Here is a 22378-nt window from a genome sequence, read left to right as displayed (position 1 = left end):
TCCATTGGTTGAGATCGAATTAGATTATCGTTCTAAGAAATTTAAAAATTGGCATGAATTTCTGGCCTGCCGATTACGCTCAAGCTAAAAGAAGCCTTGTCTGATCAGGTTTGTCCTGTATCAGAGTCTATTCGGAGGTTCAGATACGAATCCAGCTATCCAGTTTTGGATAAATTGGTAAGTTCTGATCTCAAGAGCGTGCGGGTGAGGGTCGACGACAACCGCGCGGGATGAGGGACAACTACAGAAGAGTGACACTCATGTCTGATCGGTTTAATCGGCTGGTACTGGCCTTTACGACTGCGTTCTGCCTTGCGACATCATTCGGATCATCTTCAGGGGCAAATGCCGCCGAAACACGGCGCATTGAGACCACACAGAATGCCGATTATTTCGGCTTTGATCTGAGAACTGAAAAGAATGTCTCGCTCGAACAATGCAAAAGCGTTTGCCTGGGCGATAATTCCTGTCTGGCCTTCACTTATAATCCCAAGGTCAAATGGTGCTTTCTGAAAGCCGATTTCAACAAGCTCAATGAATCTGTCGGATCCATTGCCGGCAAGGTTGTGACGGAAGCAAAGGCTGCCAAGGGCAAAGATCTTGGCGCTGCACCTGCTATCTCGTTCTTTGCAGCCAATCTGGTTGATGAAGCCCGTCGTCTCAAGCGTGAGATCAGCGGCCTTGAAAGCTCTGACAGCCTGCGCGATCTTCGCAATGAAGCAGGCGCTGCTGGCATGAATGGCGATCCGCGCACGGCCATGGAAAAGTTCCGCCTGGCTGCCAGCATGTCGCCGGACGACAGCGAGATCTGGACAGGATATGCGCTGTCAGCGCTTGCGACCGAGCCTTCCAATGGTCAGGAACGTTCCAAATTCCAGCGCGATGCGACCTCGGCCTCGTGGTTTGCCTACCAGACTTCCCGCACCAAGGATGAGCGCGCGCAAGCGCTTGCCGTCATGGCGCAGGCACTCGAAAAGCGTGATGCATCGCGCCCGGCTTTGCAGGCTTATGAAGCGAGCCTTGATCTCGTCAATTCCGCGTCCGTTCGAGAAACCTATGAAGATTTGAAAGCCCGCAAAGGTTTCCGCATCGTCAACAACACGGTCGATAATGATAATGCTGCGCCGCGCATCTGCGCGCAGTTCTCAGAAGAACTGGTGAAAAGCGGTGTCGATTATTCGAGCTTCGTTACGCTCGATAATGGCGCGCCAAAAGCCGTTGACGCCAAAGATCGCCAGATTTGCGTTGAAGGTCTCGAGCATGGCCGTAATTATACGGTGACGTTCCGTCAAGGCCTGCCATCAGCTGTTGGCGAAGTGTTGCCAGCTCCGGTCAATCTTTCGATCTATGTGCAGGATCGCGCGCCATCGGTACGCTTTACTGGCGACAGCTTTGTTCTGCCTGCCAAGGCGCGTCGCGGCATTCCGCTGGTCAGCGTCAACCTGAGTACCGCCAAAGTCAAGCTCTACCGCGTCGGCGACCGTTCGCTGGCCCAGCTCCTCTCCGGTTACCAGTTCCTGCGCCAGCTCGACAGCTACGACATCAGCACGGTTTCTGATCAGATGGGTGCGCCTGTGTGGGAAGGCGAGATCGAGGTTGCAGGCAATGAGCTCAACAAAGAAGCGACGACCAGTTTCCCGGTCGATGAAGCGCTGCCGGAACGCAAGCCGGGTGTCTATGTTCTGACCGCTGAACCATTGGTCCAAAAGTCCGATGATGAATATGGAACCAAGGCAACGCAGTGGTTTGTGGTCTCCGACATCGGGCTTTCGACCTACACCGGACAGGACGGGATCAATGTGTTTGCCCGTTCGCTGGAGAGTGCAGAACCGCTTGAAGGCGTGAAGCTGACCCTTCTTGCTCGCAACAATGAAGTGCTGGGGGAAGCGACCACCGACAGCGATGGACGGGCGACGTTCACGCCGGGACTGACACGCGGCACGGACGGCATGGTGCCAGCCGTACTGATGGCGAGTGGAGATGATGATGATTTCACGTTCCTCGACATGGCGCGCGCTGGTTTCGATCTTTCCGATCGTGGTGTGACGGGCCGTGCAGTGCCGAAGGCGCTCGATCTTTATGCATGGACGGAGCGCGGTATCTATCGTGCGGGCGAAGTTGTGCATGTGGGCGCCCTTGCACGTGACGACACCGCAACCGCAATCGATGATCTGCCGCTCACCTTTATCTTCGCGCGTCCCGATGGTGTGGAAGATCGCCGTCTCGTCTCCGACAGCAAGCTGGCCGGTGGTCATGCCATTGACCTGACTTTGCCGTCCAACGCCATGCGCGGCACATGGAATGTTTCGGTCTATACCGATCCCAAGCAACCAGCCATCGCAACACAGATGTTTCTGGTCGAGGATTTTGTGCCCGACCGGATCGAGTTCGATCTGACGTCTGACAAGCCGGAAATCGCGGTGGGAGAGACAGCCAATATCACTGTGGACGGACGTTTCCTCTATGGTGCGCCAGCTGCTGGCCTCGCGCTTGAAGGCGAAGTAACACTTTCAACCAAGCGTCAATGGGAGCGCTTCAAGGGCTATTATTTTGGTCTTGCCGATGAAGAACAGGGTGAAGCCACGCGTCTTCCGCTTGATGACTTGTCGAAAGTGGATGAGAACGGCAAGGCAAGCTTCCCGGTCGCTGTCGATGAAATGCCGTCAACATCGCGTCTGGTGAATGCAGCTGTTACCGTTCGTATGCGGGAAACCGGCGGCCGTGCCGTCGAGCGCAAGATCGATGTTGCCGTTCAGCCGGAAACCGATCTTATAGGCATCCGCCCAGATTTCTCTGGCGATGAGGTTCCGCAGGGCGGTACCGCAAAGTTCAGCCTGATCGCTTCTGACAGCAAGGGTGATCGCAAGACACTTGACGGCGCACAATGGTCGCTGGTCAAGATCGAGCGTAATTATCAGTGGTATCGCAGTGGCAACAGCTGGAATTACGAACCGGTCACGTTCACCAAGGCGATTGCCAACGGCAAGATCGATCTGAAAACCGACAGCGAGGCTGAAATCAGTCTGCCTGTCGATTGGGGTCGTTACCGTCTGGAAATCGAAACAGCCGATGCTTCGGGTCCGGCCACAAGCTACGAATTTGATGCAGGCTGGTTTGTCAGCTCAACCTCGACCGAAACACCCGATGGGCTCGAAATCGCGCTCGACAAGGAACATTATGCGGCGGGTGACACGGCAGAACTGAAGGTCAGCCCTCGGTTTGCCGGTGAGCTGCTCATCACCATTGGTGCGGAAAAGCTGCTCAAGACAATTACCGCAAGCGTGCCGGAAGATGGCACGACCATCGATATTCCGGTGGGTGAGGATTGGGGTGCAGGCGCCTATGTTACGGCAACTCTGTTCCGTCCAGGTGAGGCCATCGAAAGCCGCATGCCTGCGCGTGCTATTGGTCTTAAATGGCTGAAGGTCGATCCTGCCGACAAGCAGCTTGCAGTCAAGCTCACCCCGCCTGAAAAGATTGCGCCGCGTTCCACACTTACTATTCCCGTTTCGGTCGAGAATGCGGGTGGCGAACAGGCCTATGTCATGGTTGCGGCAGTCGATGTCGGCATTCTTAATCTGACACGTTATCAGCCGCCGAACCCTGAAAACTGGTTCTTCGGCCAGCGTCAGCTCGGTCTTGAAATGCGCGATATGTATGGTCGCCTGATCGACGGCTCGCTTGGTGTCACCGGCAAGCTGCGCACGGGTGGCGATGGTGGCAATATGGCAGCCGAAGGTAGCCCGCCCACCGAAAAGCTGGTTGCCCTGTTCTCCGGTCCTGTTGAACTCGATAGCGACGGCAGAGCGAGCATCGATTTCGACATACCGCAGTTCAACGGCACCGCGCGTGTCATGGCTGTTGCATGGACCAAGAAGGCCGTTGGTCACGCGGTCACAGATGTCATCATCCGTGATCCTGTGGTCATCACCGCTGGTCTGCCACGCTTTATGGCCCCCGGCGATCAGGCCAATATCCGCTTCGATATTGCCAATACGGACGCACCGGATGGCACTTATCGGGTAAGCCTTGAGACCACCGATAATCTCGGTGTCGAGGTTGGCTCTTACCCTGAAAGCATCGTTCTTACAGGTGGCAAACGGCAGTCGATCACCGTTCCGCTGAATGCTATAGCCACGGGTGCCGGTGGTGTGACGATCCGACTTTCCAACGATGCGGGTCTCAATGTTGAACAGGCTTTGGCATTACCGGTGCGTCCAGTCGATCTGCCGGTCACGAGCCGTCATGTCGTCAATCTTAGCGCCAATGGCGGAAGCCTGAAAGTCGACGGCGGCCTTCTGTCTGAGAGCCTGCTTGATGGCGCATTTGTCAGTGTTGGTGTGACGCGCAGTGCAGCATTTGATGTGCCAGCTTTGTTGATGGCGCTCGACCGTTATCCTTATGGTTGCACAGAGCAGACTACCAGCCGTGCACTGCCGCTGCTTTATCTGAGCGAAATGGCGGCAGGTACGGAAGCGGCTGCTGGTCTGGAAAGCCAGGAAGAACTTAAAAAGCGCGTACAGGATTCCATCTTCCGCGTTTTAAACAACCAGTCTTCGAGCGGTTCGTTCGGCCTGTGGTCTCCGGGGTCTGGTGATCTCTGGATGGACGCCTATGTGACTGACTTCCTCACGCGTGCCCGCGAAAAGGGCTACGACGTGCCACAGCAGGCTATGCTGTCCGCCCTTGGCAATCTGCAGAATGCGCTCGGCTATACCACCGATGTTAAGGAACGCGGCAACGACATTGCCTATGCGCTCTATGTTCTGGCACGCAACAAGAAGGCTTCTGTTGGCGATCTGCGTTACTTTGCCGATACCCAGCTCGAAAACTTTGCAAGCCCGATGGCCGTTGCCCAGCTCGGTGCTGCATTAGCGCTTTATGGTGATCAGCCGCGTTCGGAACGCGTGTTTAATTCGTCGCTCCAGCTCGCAACCAGCCAGTCCAGCTATGACTATAATCGCTCCGATTATGGTTCGCCACTGCGTGATGGTGCGGCAATGCTGGCTCTTGCTTCGGAAACCAAGCCTGCGCCGAAAGTGCTGCCGTCGCTGATTACGCTGGTCGAGTTCCAGCGTGAAAAGGCTCGTTATCTCAGCACACAGGATCAGGCATGGATGCTGCTTGCAGCACGCGGTTTGCAGGATGACAATGGCGCCATCAACCTCGACATCAATGGAACTGCGCATCAAGGCGCGTTCTCCGAGCGTCTCAATGGTGCAGCCCTTGAAGCGCAGCCGCTGGTCGTCACCAATAAGGGTCAGGGTTCAGTTGATGCGGTCGTAACGGCTGTTGCAGCGCCCGCTCAGTCACTGCCTGCGGGTGGAGAAGGTTTCAATATCGAGAGGACATATTATACGCTTGATGGCGAACCGGCCAATGTTACCGGGGTCAATCAGAATGAGCGCTATGTTGTTGTTCTGAAAATCGACGATCTGCAGGAATGGCAGTCGCGTCTCCTTGTGACAGATCTGCTGCCAGCTGGTTTTGAGATCGATAATCCGGGCCTTGTTTCCAGTGCCGATCTTGGCAATTTCCCGTGGTTGGAAAGTACACAGGCAGCGCATCTCGAATTCCGCAATGATCGATTTGTCGCCGCGTTCGACCGCTCGGCCGGCGAAAAGAAACCGATCACGCTTGCTTATGTGGTTCGAGCTGTGACGCCGGGTCTTTATACCCATCCGGCAGCAACGGTTGAAGATATGTATCGTCCGCAATTTGCAGCGCGCACGGCGACAAGCATGATGGAGGTGGCAGCACCGTAAGCCATGAGCCCGAAAAATGGGAACCGGTTTTCGGCCAAGATCATGGTTATACAAATGAAAAGGCGTTGGAAAATAGCCATTGGCGGTGCCGCATTCTGTGGAATCGCTGCTATCGGAACCGTGGTCGGGCTTGACTGGCTCGACAGCGCTTTTCCGCCGCCTTTGCCGGAACGGTTGACCATCTCCACAGAAGTCATGGATCGCGACGGCGCTCTGCTGCGCGCCTATGCAACGCCGGACGGCTATTGGCGCCTGAATACACGTATCGAGGATGTCGATCCGAAATTCGTGAAAATGCTGATCGCTTACGAGGACAAGCGTTTTTACGATCATGGCGGCATCGATTTTACAGCACTTTTGCGCGCCGCTTACCAGCTTGCAGGCAGTGGACGCATTGTATCTGGTGGCTCGACGCTGTCCATGCAGCTTGCCCGGTTGATCGAGCCGCGGGAAAGCCGCAGTTTCGGTTCAAAGTTCCGGCAGCTCGCACGCGCGCTTCAGATCGAGCGACGGCTGAGCAAGTCTGAAATTCTTGAACGTTATCTCACACTTGCTCCTTATGGCGGCAATCTGGAAGGCGTGCGATCCGCATCACTTGCCTATTTTGGCAAGGAGCCGTTGCGTCTGACTATATCGGAAGCCGCATTGCTTGTGGCTCTGCCGCAATTGCCAGAGCGCCGCCGTCCGGATCGCCAGATGGAGAACGCGGTTGCGGCGCGGGATCGTGTTTTAAAACGCATGGTCTCCTCTGATGTTTTCACAAGCGAAGAAGCCGAGCGTGCATCGCGTGAACGCATATCTGCTAATCGTCATCCCTTGCCTTCATTGGCTGCCCACTTTGCCGATCTCGCATTGAAGCAGGCACCGACTAAGCCCCGGCATCACCTCACACTTAAAAAGTCGGTGCAGGCAGGACTTGAAGCAGTCGCACGGGAAGCGGCTGGCAAACTCGGGCCAAAAGTATCGGTCGCCATGGTGCTGGCCGATAGCCGAAACGGCAATATCTTAGGCGAGGTTGGTTCGGCTGATTATTTCGATGGCAAGCGGCAGGGCTGGATCGATATGACCCGTGCGGTGCGCTCGCCAGGTTCGACACTCAAACCGTTCATCTATGGGCTGGCCTTCGAGCAGGGGCTAATCGCACAGGAAACCATCATCGAGGACCGCCCGCAGGATTTTGCCGGCTATCGTCCGCGCAATTTCGATATGAGCTATCAGGGCGATGTCAGCATCCGTCAGGCGTTGCAAATGTCGTTGAATGTTCCGACTATCAGCCTTCTCGATGCCGTCGGTCCTGCACGACTAACCACACGCATTCGTCAATCGGCAGTCAATCTGCAATTGCCGAAAGGTGAAGCGCCGGGGCTGGCTATCGGCCTGGGCGGCGCGGGCATCAGCCTGCGCGATCTGGTGCAGCTTTATACTGGGCTTGCCAATGGCGGGCGAGGGGCAGCCCTTCGTGACGGCACTGAAGGCTCCGAACCGGTGCAACCATCGGCCCCTGTCCTGAGCGAGCAGGCATCATGGCAGATCGGCGATATTCTGGCCGGTGTCGTGCCACCGCAAGGCGCGAAACGCCTCGGTCTCGCATACAAGACCGGCACGTCCTATGGCTACCGCGATGCATGGTCGGTCGGCTATGACGGGCGTTATGTGCTGGGTGTCTGGGTCGGGCGTGCCGATGGCGGCTCGGTGCCGGGCCTTGCGGGTTATGTTTCGGCGGCCCCCATTCTGTTTGAAGCATTTGTGCGTTCCGGCATTGCTTCCGTGCCGTTACCGCGCGCGCCCGCTGGCGCGTTTCGTACGGCGCGCGCCGATCTTCCGGTCACCCAAATACGCTTTTCGTCTGCAAGCGATCCTCTGCCGGTTCTCAAAGCCACGATAGAGCCAGCACCTCGCATCGTATTTCCACCTGATGGCGCGCATGTCGAATTGAAAGCGCTCAGCGACAATGCATCGCCACTGGTGCTGAAATTACAGGGGGGGCGGGCACCGTTTCGCTGGCTTGCCAACGGCAAACCGATTTCTGAACCCAATCGCCGCCGCACGGCCACATGGCTGCCGGATGGCACCGGCTACTCCACACTGACCGTTGTTGATGCTGGCGGACGCGCTGCCAGCGTAAAGGTCTTCATTGAGTGAGGCTGATCACCAGTCTGCTCGAAGAAGAATAAATGATGAGGGAAGATTTTAATGCATTTTCGTCCGTTTCTTCTGGCTCTTGCTCTTTCCTTGCCAGTTCTGTCTCAAATCGCTCCTGCACAAGCTGCCGACAAGTGCATTGCCGATGCGGTCATAAAGGCAAAGCAGCTCCTGCTTCTGCACAGCAACAATGACGATCGTGCAGAAATCGATGAACCAACTTTCAAGAAAAGCGGTACGATCAAAGCTCTGCGCGGCAAGGGAAAATTCGATGTTATCGAAGGCTTGGGCTATGTCTATAAGGGAGAATATCGACTGCGCCTTTATTATGCGAAAATCGCAGGAGATTGCGTTTTGATGGGCCAGGAAGTGCTCGAATATTCAGACCCGTTTTCCTGAACGGCCTGAACGGTATTGAGGGGAGCCATCTCATGAAGAAACCATTCATCGTCACGTTTGCACTTGTTCTGACGTTAACTCCCGCTTGCTTAGCTGCCGATAGTGAGCCGCAAGTTCCTGCAGGCACCACATCATGCGCATTTGGTGCATGGACGAATGGTGAAAAGCCCTCGATAGAGGTGCGCGAAGCGCCATCTGCTGATGCCAAGCTTCTGGGCCATATACCAACCGGTTCAAGTTCCGGAGAAGCCGAATATGCTTACAGCATCGGCTTTGATGTGCTTGCAGCGCGCGATGGCTGGCTGAAGATCGCCAATGCGAGCGATGCCTATAATGAAGAGAGCGACGATTACGTCCCGCGCGCGGTCTATAATGGCGAAGGCTGGATCAAATCGGACGAAGCGAAAGTTGGCGTTCAATCCGGACAAGGTTTTCTAAAGCCGGATCCGCAAAGTGAGCGCCTCCTTGATATTGGCAGTGACTGGTTAACCGAAATGGGCCAGATCAACAATATCCTCGCCTGCAATGAGGATTGGATTTTGCTGGATTACACGGTGCTGCGCAAGCGTATGGCAGGCGAAGAGCTTGTAGAGCTTGCCAGCAAGGATCAACGCACCGGACGCGCCTGGTTCAGAGGACTGTGCTCCAATGCTGAAACCACTTGCGATATGAAATCGGTCGATCATTAATTTCGGGTATTTGATATGAATTTGAAACACTCCGCTCTGCGTCTTTCACTATTGGCTGCGCTGTGCGCTTTGTCCGCACCCGCATTGGCCATTGATTGCAGCAAGGCACAAACGCCAAGCGAAAAGCTGATCTGCTCGAGCAAGTCGCTCCAGAATGCTGATAGCAAGTTGAACAAGACCTATTCGGCAACGCTCAAAACTGCGCCCGACGAGGAAATCCGCTCGATGCTGGTGGTAAGCCAGAAGCGCTGGATCGCCGCACGTGACAGGGCGATAGATGGCCTCATTGGCGAACCCGATAGCGTGCCGGATGATATAACCGTGCAGCAGATTGCCAATAGCATGATTGCCGAACGCACAGCGAAGCTTCAGGAAAAGGGCAAATTAAGCCTTATTGCAGTCGCCACAACCCAGCGGGCCTTTCTCAAGCAGTTCAGCGGTGGTGACTATGCGGGATATGAAACATCCTGCGATATGTTGCCGCCAGACCAGACCTATAATTGCTTTCCCACGCGGCATTATCAGAATGGCAATCGCGTATGCAGCGTCGAGGAATATTGGGCGACCAATACCGGTTATCTCAAACGCTACATTGCCGATATCGTCGACGGTCAGCCAAAGCTGATCGCCAGTTGCTCATTTAATGGCGACGACAACACGTGTCCGAGCACGAGCGGAGAAGGGCGTAGCTGGAATGTGAAGCCTAAAGCCCAGCCAACAATTTATAGTTCGAAACCAGTGCTCAAACTGGACGGTGAAGTCATCGATAGCGACGACTATGACTGGCTTAAGACGTGCTTGACGGACAAGAGCTTCCCGCTTGCAGATCCGAGCAGCCCAGGTGTGAGCGAATAGGCCTTAGGAGAGTTCGGCCTGCAGTTTTGTCTCGCGGGAAGCAGTCTGGCTTTCCGCTAAGCCTTGTTTAAGACGGTATTTGCGATAGGCGACAAAGCCCGAAAGATAGTGTTCCACATCATCAATCCGCACGCGAAACGCGTGGTGACGAATGAAGAAGCTGCCATTGATCCGCGCGGGATTGGCATAGAACATCGCAAGTTCCGGCCAGAAATGGCCATTGAGCAGATGATGAGCGCGCCTTTCCAACGCAAAATAGAACTTTTTAAGATCCACCCTCTCCAGCAGCGGTGCGAGCGCCGGATCAGCCTTGATCCGGCTGATCATCTGCTGTGCGGCCATCATCAGTTCGAGAAGCGTGGGGAATGTCGTGATGCGGTTGCTGACGAAATCCAGATAATCGGCAAAGTTCTGAATGCCAAACGCGTAATATTTCTGTTCCGGACGATAACGGGTCAATTCATTGACTGCATAGGAAAGCCAATGATCGTGGGCCTGCCAGTGATCAGCTTCGATGAAATAGTCAAAGGCCTTTTCCACCGCCTCAAGCCAACGGGCGTCGCCGGTCAATGAATATAGCCGCATCAGCCCGAACGCTGCTTCTCCATCGTAATAGATGATGCGGAACGGCTCCTTGATGCTCAGCGAGGGATAGTTGAGCACATGGCTGAATTTGCCACTCTCCTGATCCTGCATATACACAATTCCAAGTGCGAGTTTTTGCAGCAATGAGAGATAGCGCTCGGTGCCGGTCAGTTCGCTATATTTGACCAGTGCCAGCAGGCAGACGGCATTGCCACCCAGCTTGATCTCACCATTGTCTTCGGTAAGAAAAGCCAACTCTCGGCCTTCCTGTTCGACGGTCTTGATGAGCTTACTGGTGAGGTGTTGAAGCCCCCGCTCAATAGCATCTTTCAACGCTTGATCTTTGGTGATTTCAAAGGCTTCGAGCATCGCATAAAGCGTGCTTGTGTGGCGGAGCGTGTTGTAGGTTTTGATCTGATTATCGAAGCACGGATGCCAGCCATATATAAAGCGTCCATCTTCGCCTACCTGAGTTTCCAGAAAACGGCTGCCGCGCTCGATTAGCCCGTCAATATCGGCGATATTCAACATCTCGATCGTTCTGCGGCCCGTGTTGGGACCGGCTCCGGGGATCGAATGGACCGCATCGTCGCTGTCGGTGGTGAAAAGTGCCTGTGTCGAGAAAACATGAAACTGCTCAACCTCAGACACTGAGACTTTTTCTAACCCACGCGCGCGTTTTGCATAGCGGTTGAAGTTGGCTTCGTTAAGGCTCGCAGCGGCAATCGACGGGCCACCGTAGAGCATGGCATTGCCATTGAGTTCTGTTTCAAGGAAAGCCGCTTGAAACCGCGCGTCAAGGGAGATGCCGTACCGGAAATAGTTCCGCTTAACCTGCTGAAGTTTTTTGATGAGCTCTGATTTTTCGATTTCTTCGGTGCTTTCCACCCAATCGACGCGCAACCATTTGGGCTGAATTCCTGATTTGGTGATGGATTGCCGAAGTTTCTCGAGCCCTGCATTCCAGCAGTCTTTAAAGCTTCCCGCGGTGACGCTGAGTGTTTGCGCGCGCGATTGCCCATCTGTGAAAGAAAAGAAAAGAATAAAGGGGGGGGTCTTTCCGCTCAGCGGCTTGATATCTCGTTCAAGGAACTGATGAACACGCGAAATCATGTTCTGCAGCTTGTCTGATACCATGCCGAAACCTCCCAATTTATTTCAATCACTGTCAGTTCCTATTTATGTTAGGGCAAAGTATTGATGGTCAAGCTTGATAGGTGGGCTTTTCAGCCTGATTTTTCGTATTTGTGTATGGTGTGCGCGGTGGCATGGAAGTTTAGCCCAACCGACGCTATGTTCGGCGGCAATTGCAATCGTGGAGAACTCCATTGAAAATTTTCATTTTTGGCAGCGTGAACGTGGATGTCAGCGCCCGCATGGCAGCACTGCCTCGTCCCGGGCAGACGCTCAATGCGTCCGGCTATGGCATTGGTCTTGGTGGCAAAGGTGCCAATCAGGCAGTGGCGGTGGCAAAGCTTGGTGGCGATATTCGTTTCGTGGGTGCGGTCGGCAACGATGCCTTTGGCCAACTGGCTGTCAAGGAAATGCAGCAGTTTGGTCTTAACACCGGCGGTGTTAAAGTGATTGATGGTGTCGATACCGGCATTGCGATCATTCAGGTCGAAGAAGCCGGGCAGAACACGATTGTTGTTTGCGCCGGTGCCAATGCGAATTGGGCGGCATCTGATATTGATGCCTATGCGTCCGATATAGCGAAAGCCAAAATCACGCTGCTGCAGCGTGAAGTCCCGCATGAAGCCAATCTTGCTGTCGCAAAGGCTGTGAAAGCTGCCGGTGGCACGGTACTGCTCGATCCTGCACCTGTGGGAGACGCAAGCCGCATGGCCGATCTGATTTCATTGAGCGAGATCATTTCACCAAACGAAACCGAAGCCGCTGAAATCACCGGTATTGAACCAACCGATATTGCATCGGCGGAAGCTGCTGCACGCAAACTTCTTGAGCGCGGTCCGAAGATCGTTATCGTAAAGCTTGGTGGTCGCGGTTCATTGCTTGTGACCGCTGACGAGGTCAAGCACTTTGAGCCGTTCAAGGTGAAAGTGGTCGATACGGTTGCCGCTGGTGACAGTTTCAATGGTGGTTTTGCCGTGGCCTATTCGCAAGGTCAGTCGCTGCATGATTGCGTGCGCTTTGCCTCGGCTTCCGGTGCAATTGCTGTAACGCGCGCCGGCGCCGGATCTGCTGCGCCAACGGCCCAGGAAGTCGTGCAACTTTTGCAGAATAATCAGTAAAACTGCAAAAGCCGCAGGATCGTGAATCCTGCGGCTTTTTTCATAGAGTCCGTATGAATGAGCACATTTCGCAAGGTGTGAAACTGTTTGCGAAAAGATCGTGCGGTCAGAATTAGAGCGTTGCGAGGCGCTCAGTCAGTAGCGTGAAGAAACCATCTGCATCGACATCCTTGATGAAGAGGGCGTTCTTTGGACGATCGGTTACTTCCCACCAGTCGACGACTGTTTCGCCGATTGTCAGTTCCGAATTGATTTCGATTTCCACGTTACAATGTCGGCCTGAGTAAAGTTCAGGCTTCAGCAGATAGGCGATGACGTTCGGGTCATGCAGTGGGCCGCCATCGGTGCCGTATTTTGCTTCATCATAACGCTCGAAGAATTCAAGCCATGCAGCCACTACTTCGCCTAACTGCGTGCCGATCCCGCGAATGGCTGCAATGCGCTTCTCGGTGGTCAGCACCTTGTGGGTGACATCAAGCGGCATCATGGTGATCTTGATGCCTGATTTAAACACAACTGCGGCCGCATGTGGATCGACATAGATGTTGAATTCAGCCGACGGCGTAATATTGCCGCCTTCAAAATAGCCACCGCCCATCAAGACGATTTCCTTGACGCGTTCAGCGATTTTCGGCTCGCGGATGAGTGCGGAGGCGATGTTCGTCAAAGGGCCAAGCGGGCAAAGGGTGACGGTGCCAGCTTCCTCGTTCATCAGCGTTTCGATAATGAAATCAACGCCGTGTTGCGCCTGAAGCGGCATTGTCGGCTGTGGCAAATCATAACCATCAAGGCCCGTCTTGCCATGGACGTTTTCCGCCGTCACGAGCGGGCGTACCAATGGACGGATAGAGCCCGCAAATACTTTTGTGTCCGGCTTTTTTGCAACTTCACAGATGGTGCGTGCATTGATTTCAGTGCGGGCCAGCGGGCCGTTTCCAGCCACGGCGGTGATGCCTAAAATGTCAAGTTCAGGGCTTGCGAGCGCCAGAAGAATGGCGACTGCATCGTCCTGACCGGGATCGGTATCGATGATGATTTTACGGACCATGATAGGTTTCCTGCGTTAAAGCTTGTCCAGCGAAACTGTGAAGTGGTTTGGCGTTCGGAAAAGCGTGAAAAACTTTAAAGTGCGTTGCGCGCCGCGTTGACCGTCTGGTCGACAAGTGTGTCGAACGAGATTTTCGCCGGACGGCGCATATAGGTGACAATGTCGTCGGCAAGGAGCGGCTTTGACCAACGGTCTGCGATAATGCCGGGGCCGTGCTGGATGGCAAGTATGCTCAGAATCTGCGCGGCATTGCAGTCGACATCGTGGCCGATACCGCAGACGATTTCCAGCGTCTGATCGAAATCGCCTTCACCAAACCATAGTGCCACAACTTGCGCGGCGGCATTTGGCGTGACGTGAATCCAGTTATACTCGGCATATTCCGCATCGCATTTTGCCCATGCATCCTGCCAGCGACCAGCCGCACGGCAAGCATCAAGGGCGAAAGCGATAACCGCCCCATATTCCGTTTCAGTCGAGAAAAGCTCTGCCGTTGAAACCAGCAATTCGCGGGTGTCTTTGATTGCAAAGGCGCGGGCCGCCATGACAGCATTGAACACTTCGCCCAGGATTCCGTTTCCTGCATGCGAAATCTCCGCATCCATGAAGGCAAGACGCGCAGCTTCACGCGCACGCCCCGGCACGACCATGCCGCAGATTGTGCCGCGCATCTGGGCACCAATCCATTCATCGAAGGGATTGTCGGACGTACCGGTTTCAGGTGCGGTAAGACCACGACGCATATTGGAAAGCGCGATTGCCTCAGCTGACCAACCAAGCGGTATCAGCGACGTCCAGCGCTCGGCAATATCCGCGCTGGTTAAAGCAAAACCCTTGTCGCCAAAGGCTTCCAGAAAGGCGATTTCAAAGGTGATGTCGTCATTATAGGTATTGGGCTCACGCACATAATCGCGGATCGGACCGAAAACCTCCATGATGTTCTCGGCCGTATAGCCTTCAAGTGCTGTGCCAGCCGCAGCTCCCACAAGCTGCGCCATCCAAGCGCCCGCTGTGCGCTCGCGAAAATCATCAGACTGGATAGGATAAGGCACATCGTCCGGCCAGTTCACTGACGCATCAAATGCATCCCAAGAGGCAAAGCGTGTGGTTTTTTGCGAGGGATGCTCGGGATCGGGCTTTGCCGCCCGCATCAATATGCGCAACCGCATATCGATGCGGTAAAGCGTTTCAAAATCAGAGCGTTCAAGCGCTGCTAGTCCATCCTTGAGAAGCTCTGTATAGGGCGCCAGTCTATAGCCCTTGTTTTCGAGTGATTGCAGTGCGCCGGCCATCAGGCATTCGGGTGCTGCTGAACCCGGTACATTGCTTTTCCAGAACATCGCCATGAGATCGTCCTGCGCCTTCATGACAGCGCTTGCATCCCATGTCTGCTCTTCTGCCGTGCGTACCACAGGCTTCGTGTTGCGCAGAAGATCGCGTGTCAGCTCCCAAGCTTTCATGTTTTTCTCGTTTTCATGCATTTCAGGATTTCTTCAACTGTCTTGCACGCCGCTGTCTTCTTGCGGCGTGTACCGTCAGCACCACAACGGGCACGAGATAAGGGATCATCTGCATCAGCTCGAATGGCAGTCCAAGGCTTTGCAGGGTGATCGCGAGCGATTCTGCTGCGGCCAGGACCAGACTTGCAGCCAGGGTTCCCCATGCGGTTCCCTGTCCCATCACTTCGGCTGCAATGGCAATGAAGCCACGACCAGCGGTCATGTTCTGGCCAAACCAGGTGACATAACCGAGCGAAAGATAAGCACCAGCCGCACCACCAAAGATGCCTGAAAGGACCAGCGCCTGCATCTGAACGCGTCCGGTGTGAATGCCAGCCGCACGCGCAGACTTCGGATCAACCCCTGTTGCGCGCACGTGAAGGCCGAAACGCGTCCGCATCATCAGAACGCTGACGGCAGGAACCGCGAGCAAAGCGGCAAAGCTTAGGATGTGGATATTGCCAATGTAGGGAACGCTGAGGCTCGGTAACGCCCCGCTTTTAAGCGCTCCCGACATGCCCTTGTCACCGGTTGCAAGAAAGAGTCCGAGCGTTGTACCGGCTGCTGCTGCAATGTTGAGGGCAATGCCCGTCATGATGAGGTCGGTGCCGAGCTTGTTGACCGACAGAGACATGAGCCAACCGAGAAAGGCGCCGACTATAAGAGCTGCAAGCAAGCCAATCGCCGGACTTCCAGTTGCAGCACTTGCCAATACCGCGATCAATGCTGCAATCAGCATCATGCCTTCCATGCCGATATTCAACACACCTGCCCGATCAGAGATCATGACGCCGAGCGCTGCAAGCAACAAAGGCGTGGCAACGCGCAGAATGGTTGCAATAAATGCCGGATCGAAGATTTGTGTGAGAACAGTGCTCATGCTTGTTCTCCTTCCCGATTGCGCAGGTTTCGAATGAGCCGCAGCACAGTCGGATGTTTGTGGATTACGCTTGCGGTTGCACCAACCATGATTGCCGCTGTCACTAGTCCCACCACTTCGGTGGGGATATTCATGTTGCGGGCGAGAAGGTCGCCGCCAACTTGAACGAAGCCTAAGAACAAAGCGGCCGGAATGAGCAGGAATGGATTCTCACGGCCCAGAATGGCGACAACCAGACCCGTCCATCCATAGCCCGGCAAGTCTAGCCATGCAAAGCGGTTATGCAAACCAAGTACCTCCAGCGCACCTGCCATGCCTGCAACCAGACCACCAACGATCTGCGCGCGCATGATTATTCCTGTGAGCGGAAGCCCGAGATGGTTTGCAAATCCCGGGCTTGAACCCGCAATCCGAATATTGAGCCCCGAACGTGTCCAATAGAGCCAGACACCGCCCAGGATACAGGCGAGAATGGCAATGATCGACCCGCTGTTAAGGCGCGTTCCCGCCAAAAGGCGATCAAGCTTGGCTTCGGGGGGGATCCGCATCGACATCATGCCGCCGGCGGCCGGGTCGCGGATGACATAATTGAGTACGAATAGCCCCAAAAACAGGAAGGCGTAGTTTAGAACCAGAGATGTTACCATCTCGGATGCGCCAAAACGAAGACGCAAAGCTGCAGGTATCGTACAGGCAAAACTGCCCGCAACTGCCCCACACAAAATCGCAACAGGCAGGGAGAACCATCCCAGTGATGGCAGCAGAACGGCACCCGCAACAGCACCGAGACCGCCGAGGTAGAAGCCGCTTTCCGCGCCTAAATTAAACAGCCCCGACCGGAAAAGAATTGTGATGGCAAGCCCCGTCAGCATGATCGGCGTTGCAGCTTCCACCACATTGCCCATATGACGGATGCTGCCAAACGGGCCGAGGAAGAAGGTCTTGAGCACACCCAACGGATTATCCTGCATCAAGGCCAAAGGGACAATCAGCAGTGCCATGATAATACCGATGACAAGCACTGTCAGGAAAAACGGGATGAGGTGGGAAATAAGTCTACGCATCACGCAACAGTCCTCGTGCCAAGCATATACGGGCCGAGAACCGCCGGAGTGATGTCGGGCCCGTTCGTCAGAACGGCAACAATTCGACCATTGAAGAAAACGACAATCCGATCACTGAGCCGCAACAGTTCATCGAGATCAGCGCTTACGAGAAGAACGGCGCAGCCCCGTTGCGCTACTTCATCTATGCGGCGGTGCAAAAAGGCTGCTGCTGAAACGTCAATGCCGCGAGTCGGCTGATCGGCGATCAGAAATTTCGGATTGGTCGCAAGTTCGCGCGCGGCAATAAGTTTTTGTGCATTGCCGCCCGAAAGCGAGTCGAGCCGCTCTGTGATTGCCCCGGCGCGGACCGAGTATTGTTTTATCATTCCGCTAACGCGGGCTTTGATCGCGTTGAAGCGCAGGAAGGGTCCTAAATCTGTTTCATGGCTTCCATCTGTGCCGGCAATGGTATTCTCAGCCAGCGACAGACCCGGCGCGCCACCTTGCGAAAAACGGTCGGCAGGCAGATATGCAAGGCCTTGTTTGCGCCAGCTGGCCGTATCGGCTGCAAGCATATCAACGCCATTGAGGGCAATCGCACCGTGGGTTGCGCGCATGAGGCCAGAGAGGGCGGACACAAGCCCGCGTTGGCCACTGCCATCAACACCGGCAACACCGACAATTTCGCCGGCCCCAATGGTGAGGCTCACATCGCGGATACGGTCAGCAGGGTCGAGGGCTTCAATAGTAACCGAGGTCAATTCAAGAACTTTGTGCGGCGCATTTCGCTTGTGCGCGCGTTGGGGAATTTCGACCGCGTGGCCCATCACCATTTGCATGATGGCGTCGTCTGGAACATCGGCAAGTTTCTCAGTGCCTGCAACAGCGCCAGCGCGCAAAACCGTTACACTTTCTGCCAGTTCGCGCACTTCATTGAGCTTGTGAGAAATAAAGAGAATGGTAATGCCTTCATCGCGCAGTGCCTTCAGCCGACGCATCAGCTCCTCGATTTCGGGCGGAGAAAGAACGGCGGTGGGCTCATCGAGGATCAGAAGGCGTGTGCGACGCGCGAGCGCTTTTAGGATCTCGATCTTCTGCTGCGCTGCGACCGAGAGTGTGCCGGTGATCGCATCGGGATCGGCATGCAAATCATAATGCCGCATCAGCTCTTCGACGGTTTTGCGGGCGGCTGCACGATCGATAAAGCCGTGTTTCATAGGCTCATGACCGAGAATGATATTTTCAGTAACGCTTAGTGTCGGCACCAGCGAGAAATGCTGATGCACCATGCCAATACCCTTCGCGCTGGCGTCTTCTGGCGACCAGGAAGAAATCGTCTCCTCGTCGATCACGATCTCGCCCGCAGTGGCATTTTCGATGCCAAACAGAATTTTCATGAGCGTGGATTTGCCGGCACCGTTTTCGCCACAAATTGCATGGATCGAACCGGTACGGATTGAAAACGACACATCGCGCAAGGCGACAGTGCCGTTCGGATAGATCTTGCTCACATCGCGAAAGGCGACGATTGCATCGTCGCCTTCTGTGCTTTCGACTTGTTTTTCCACGATTATGGACGAACCTTGTTGCGGATCGCGTTGAGATCCTCTGTGCTCATGCCAAATGCCGTTGGAACCGTGATCTTGCCTTCGGAAATCTCATCAGAAGCCTTCTTGATGGCATCCTTCATTTCTTGTGTGGCCATTGAGGCCATATTGCCATCCTGCACGATGCCGACAGCCCCCTCTTTCAGGCCGAGCGCTTCAGCTTTGCCAAATGGCAGACTGCCTTCCTTGAAACGGTCATAGGATTGCAGAAGGCTGACGTCGACATTCTTAAGGACAGAACTTACGACCTGTTTGGCCATCGCTGGGTCACTGTCTTTGAAGATTGCTTCCTGATCGGAATCCACGCCCAGAACATATTTGCCCGTTTCCTTGGCCGCCGAAAGCTGACCTAGGCCGGTTTGCGAAGCTACGACAAAGCCGAGCGAAACACCCGAACGATACTGTGCGAGACCAAGCTCTTTGCCCTTTGCCGCATCCATGAAGGAACCTGCGTAGGAAATCGAAATTTTTGTATCCGGCTCAATAGCTTGTGCACCAGCAACATAGCCTACGAGGAAGTCGTTGATCACCGGGATGTCCATGCCGCCAAGGAAACCGAGGTTCTTGCCAGTGTCGCCGAGCTTTCCTTCTTTGAGCAGCGAAGCTGCTAGCATGCCGCCAAGATACGAACCTTCGTTCTGCTTATATTGAATGGAATAAACGTTGTCGTATCCGCCTTCTTCATAAGGAACGCTTGCATCGTAAAGGATATATTTTTTGTCTGGATATTGCTGGGCGACAGAGCCTACGGTTTCTGACATCTGGTAAGTGCCGCCGATGATCAGATCCCAATCCTGTTCCGATGCATCCAGGAAAACCGGTTCCCACTTCGTCGGATCGTCACCAATTTCCAGAATCTTGGTTTCAACGTCATCGCCATATTTTTCCTTGATCATCTTCATTCCGTTGGCCGCGGAATCGAAGAAGGACTTATCACCGAGCGCGCCATTTATGATCAACAGGATCTTGTCTTGCGCCTGGGCCGCTGTGGTGGCAATCGTGCCCATCGCCGTGGATCCGGCGAGAGCGAGAGCAAGATGAAACATTCCCCGTCTGGTGAACTTGAACACAACAGAACTCCATTTTTACATCAATAAAGAGATGGATTTTCTGCTCCGGGCTTTTCGCCTCTTTCGACAGATCCCCCACACTTGCCCGATCAAACGACGGCGCATGATGCAAGTCAATCTGCAATTTTGGATCTAAACCGAGATGAAAAGAATGAGTTTTTTGGAAGTAAATAAGTAAAAACATAGACTTAGAGCGTCGATCTTCAATATTCGGATCGAAAGGCGCTCTAAGCTATCGCTGTGGACAGGTAAGCCTGTTGCGCGGAGAGCTTCAAAACTATCCGATTATTTCACCAAGGCCTGGTTCGGATGTCGCAATGTTGGGTCAAACGGATTGAGCTTTTGCGCAATGGTCGCCGCTTCCTTGCGTAACAACTCCGTCACGGTTTGCTGACGTTTTTCGGTGAGGCGCGAGGCAAGTGTACCAATACTCAGTGCTGCCACAGCTTCACCCTCTCGATTGAGAATAGGCACACCAAGACCCGCCATGCCGTCAATCATGTTAAAGTTGAAGGTGGAAGCGCCTGTCTCGCGTACTTCGGCAATCATGATACGAAGGTCAACCTCATCAATGGTCGCTTTGTCCAGAATGCGTGGCATGTTGAAGCGAATGATCGCCTCGCGCTCCTCTTCGGGTAGAAAAGCGAGAATGGCAAGACTTCCCTGGCCAATACCAAGCGGAACCTTACCGCCGATATCGCCGGTATAAGAGCGGATCGGGAATGGCCCCTCTACACGATCAAGGCAGACGGCGTCGAAATTGCTGCGCACTAAAAGGAAGACCGTATCGTTGAAGGTGGTTGAGAGCCTTAAAAGTGATGGGCGAGCAAAACTCAGTATCCCATCGCGCTGGCGCGCCTGGGCGGCCATGGCAAAAAACTCCAGCGACAGGCGATAGGCTTTTTTGTCAGGCAGCTGTTCAACAAGGTTTTCTGCGATCAGTGTTTTGAGCAGACGATGAGCCGATGGCTGGCTGAGCTCAAGTGCGCGCGCCAGATCAATCAGCCGCACGCCGTCGTCCGTGCTGGCAGCGAGACCTTTCAAAATATGAATTGCCTTGACCAGACTTGAGTTAAGCGCGGCACCAGATTTCATATTCTCTGATATATCATCCATATTATTGCTTCCAAATTCTGCATTTTGAAAGAAATATATAATTTCTTCCGAATATGAAAATTATAATTTGTAATCGTTCGAATTTTTCTGCCATCTAAAACTGTCGCCAATGGGAAGGTCCGGCAAGGCATTGCAATCAATGCTGCAAGCGGATCGGCGGTTTTAACTTGAAGTATGGGGAACGCTGCGGTCGCATAAGTGGCCGGACGGTCATGCGTTCAAAAAATCCAAGTGTGATCAGCGCTCAAATTGCGCGATCAGGCCGCTCCCGCCAGCCAGCCCTGTTTAACAGGCGACGTGAGACAACATCACGGCGCTTCCGTTCCCCCATTTGATTGGCGGAGGTCTTGCCGAGAGGGAGACCCAATGAGCTTTTTGACCCTTTCCAATATTTCCCGTTATTACGGCAAGTTTGCAGCCGTGAATGACTTCAATCTGGAGATTGATAAGGGGGAGTTCATTTCGCTTCTCGGCCCTTCTGGTTGTGGCAAGACCACCACCCTGCAGATGATTGCCGGTCTGGTACCGCCATCATCGGGTGCAATTACTCTTGATGGTCGCGAGATCACCCGTCTTGCCCCAGCTAAGCGAGAACTCGGTGTCGTTTTCCAGAGCTATGCCCTGTTTCCCCATATGACAGTCGCGCAAAATGTGAGTTTTGGCCTTGAAATGCGCAAGGTTCCAAAAGCAGAGCGGGAAAAACGTGTCCGCGACGTACTTGAACTGGTTCGCCTGAGCGCGCTGGCGGAGCGTTATCCGCGTGAAATGTCAGGCGGTCAGCGCCAGCGTGTGGCCATTGCGCGTGCGCTGGTCATCAATCCGCCGGTTCTGCTGCTCGATGAGCCGCTCTCCAATCTTGATGCGCAGTTGCGTGAAGAAATGCAGTTCGAACTGCGTCGCATCCAGCGCACTGTCGGTATCACCACCATCATGGTGACCCATGATCAGGCAGAAGCACTTTCGATCAGCGATCGCATTGTGGTCATGGAAAAGGGCATCATCACCCAGGTCGATGCGCCCTATAAGCTTTATGAGCACCCACATAACCACTTCATTTCCAATTTCGTCGGCAAGTCGAACTTCCTGAAAGCGCGCGCTGAGGGCGACGTCATTTCGCTGGCCGATACGGCTATCCGGTTTCCCGCTCCAGTGCAGGAAGGCGGAAAGAAGGTATCCGGAGAGCTTTCTGTCTTCATCCGCCCTGAAAAGGTGCAGCTTGTTGCAGCGGAAGAAGGCCACATCGCAGGTGAAGTCTCAACGCGCTATTTCATGGGTGCGCAATGGCTGCTCGGTGTTACAACTCCAGCAGGTCAGCTTTCGGTTGCCCTGCCTAATCTCGGCAACCCGCCACCGGCCGAAGGTACAGCAGTTGGTCTAAGCTGGAATCATGACGATTGCCGCATCCTCACCGCAGGGGTGAACTAA

General features: G+C 54.4%; 15 protein-coding genes. 7 read left to right on the top strand and 8 right to left on the bottom strand.

Annotated features, from left to right (window positions below; all coding sequences use genetic code 11):
- Positions 1–260 precede the first annotated feature (260 nt).
- Genes QSJ70_RS06825 through QSJ70_RS06805 form a run of 5 tightly spaced genes read left to right on the top strand, consistent with a single transcriptional unit; the run spans position 261 to position 9850 of the window.
- The gene (locus QSJ70_RS06825) at positions 261–5765 is read left to right on the top strand and encodes an alpha-2-macroglobulin family protein (protein ID WP_285535274.1); all 5505 of its coding nucleotides are present in this window, start codon (positions 261–263) and stop codon (positions 5763–5765) included.
- Positions 5766–5819: 54 nt separating this feature from the next.
- On the top strand, positions 5820–7907 hold the full coding sequence (gene pbpC, locus QSJ70_RS06820; RefSeq protein WP_285535272.1) for a penicillin-binding protein 1C: 2088 nt from the start codon (positions 5820–5822) through the stop codon (positions 7905–7907).
- Positions 7908–7958: 51 nt separating this feature from the next.
- Positions 7959–8306: a hypothetical protein gene (locus QSJ70_RS06815; RefSeq protein WP_285535270.1), complete on the top strand. Its 348-nt coding sequence runs from the start codon at positions 7959–7961 to the stop codon at positions 8304–8306.
- Positions 8307–8338: 32 nt separating this feature from the next.
- Complete coding sequence (locus tag QSJ70_RS06810) at positions 8339–8995, top strand: hypothetical protein (protein ID WP_285535269.1); 657 nt, start codon at positions 8339–8341, stop codon at positions 8993–8995.
- Positions 8996–9010: 15 nt separating this feature from the next.
- Positions 9011–9850: a lysozyme inhibitor LprI family protein gene (locus tag QSJ70_RS06805; protein WP_215777918.1), complete on the top strand. Its 840-nt coding sequence runs from the start codon at positions 9011–9013 to the stop codon at positions 9848–9850.
- Positions 9851–9853: 3 nt separating this feature from the next.
- Here QSJ70_RS06805 and QSJ70_RS06800 read toward each other — a convergent pair whose 3' ends face one another.
- Positions 9854–11572 (bottom strand): glycoside hydrolase family protein, encoded by a 1719-nt coding sequence (locus tag QSJ70_RS06800; protein ID WP_285535267.1) that lies wholly within the window; start codon positions 11570–11572, stop codon positions 9854–9856.
- Between the two features lie 239 nt (positions 11573–11811).
- On the opposite strand from QSJ70_RS06800, the gene rbsK reads away from it, so the two are divergent.
- Positions 11812–12687 (top strand): ribokinase, encoded by an 876-nt coding sequence (rbsK, locus tag QSJ70_RS06795; RefSeq protein ID WP_285535465.1) that lies wholly within the window; start codon positions 11812–11814, stop codon positions 12685–12687.
- Between the two features lie 112 nt (positions 12688–12799).
- Here the strand turns inward: rbsK and QSJ70_RS06790 are convergent, their stop codons facing one another.
- The 7 genes from QSJ70_RS06790 to QSJ70_RS06760 all read right to left on the bottom strand — a co-directional run bounded on the left by QSJ70_RS06790 (position 12800) and on the right by QSJ70_RS06760 (position 20953).
- Complete coding sequence (locus QSJ70_RS06790) at positions 12800–13735, bottom strand: nucleoside hydrolase (RefSeq protein WP_285535266.1); 936 nt, start codon at positions 13733–13735, stop codon at positions 12800–12802.
- 74 nt (positions 13736–13809) lie between these two features.
- Positions 13810–15195 carry an ADP-ribosylglycohydrolase family protein gene (locus QSJ70_RS06785; protein WP_285535264.1) on the bottom strand — a complete coding sequence of 462 codons (1386 nt, stop codon included), beginning with the start codon at positions 15193–15195 and terminating at the stop codon, positions 13810–13812.
- A 22-nt stretch (positions 15196–15217) separates the two neighbouring features.
- Positions 15218–16114 (bottom strand): ABC transporter permease, encoded by an 897-nt coding sequence (locus tag QSJ70_RS06780; RefSeq protein ID WP_215777925.1) that lies wholly within the window; start codon positions 16112–16114, stop codon positions 15218–15220.
- Entirely contained in the window at positions 16111–17178 is a 1068-nt protein-coding gene (locus tag QSJ70_RS06775) for an ABC transporter permease (protein WP_285535261.1), read from the bottom strand. Before QSJ70_RS06775 ends, QSJ70_RS06780 begins: the two co-directional genes overlap by 4 nt.
- The gene (locus tag QSJ70_RS06770; protein ID WP_285535258.1) at positions 17178–18728 is read right to left on the bottom strand and encodes an ABC transporter ATP-binding protein; all 1551 of its coding nucleotides are present in this window, start codon (positions 18726–18728) and stop codon (positions 17178–17180) included. Before QSJ70_RS06770 ends, QSJ70_RS06775 begins: the two co-directional genes overlap by 1 nt.
- 2 nt (positions 18729–18730) lie before the next feature.
- On the bottom strand, positions 18731–19837 hold the full coding sequence (locus QSJ70_RS06765) for a BMP family ABC transporter substrate-binding protein (RefSeq protein WP_215777930.1): 1107 nt from the start codon (positions 19835–19837) through the stop codon (positions 18731–18733).
- A gap of 285 nt (positions 19838–20122) precedes the next feature.
- On the bottom strand, positions 20123–20953 hold the full coding sequence (locus tag QSJ70_RS06760) for an IclR family transcriptional regulator (protein WP_215777932.1): 831 nt from the start codon (positions 20951–20953) through the stop codon (positions 20123–20125).
- A 366-nt stretch (positions 20954–21319) separates the two neighbouring features.
- Between QSJ70_RS06760 and QSJ70_RS06755 the strand changes: the two genes are divergently transcribed.
- The gene (locus tag QSJ70_RS06755; protein ID WP_215777933.1) at positions 21320–22378 is read left to right on the top strand and encodes an ABC transporter ATP-binding protein; all 1059 of its coding nucleotides are present in this window, start codon (positions 21320–21322) and stop codon (positions 22376–22378) included.

Origin of the sequence: Brucella sp. NBRC 12950, from assembly GCF_030268145.1 — a bacterium.
GTDB lineage: Bacteria > Pseudomonadota > Alphaproteobacteria > Rhizobiales > Rhizobiaceae > Brucella.
Note: the sequence above shows the minus strand (reverse complement) of the source record. Positions and strands in the feature narration are given on the sequence as shown.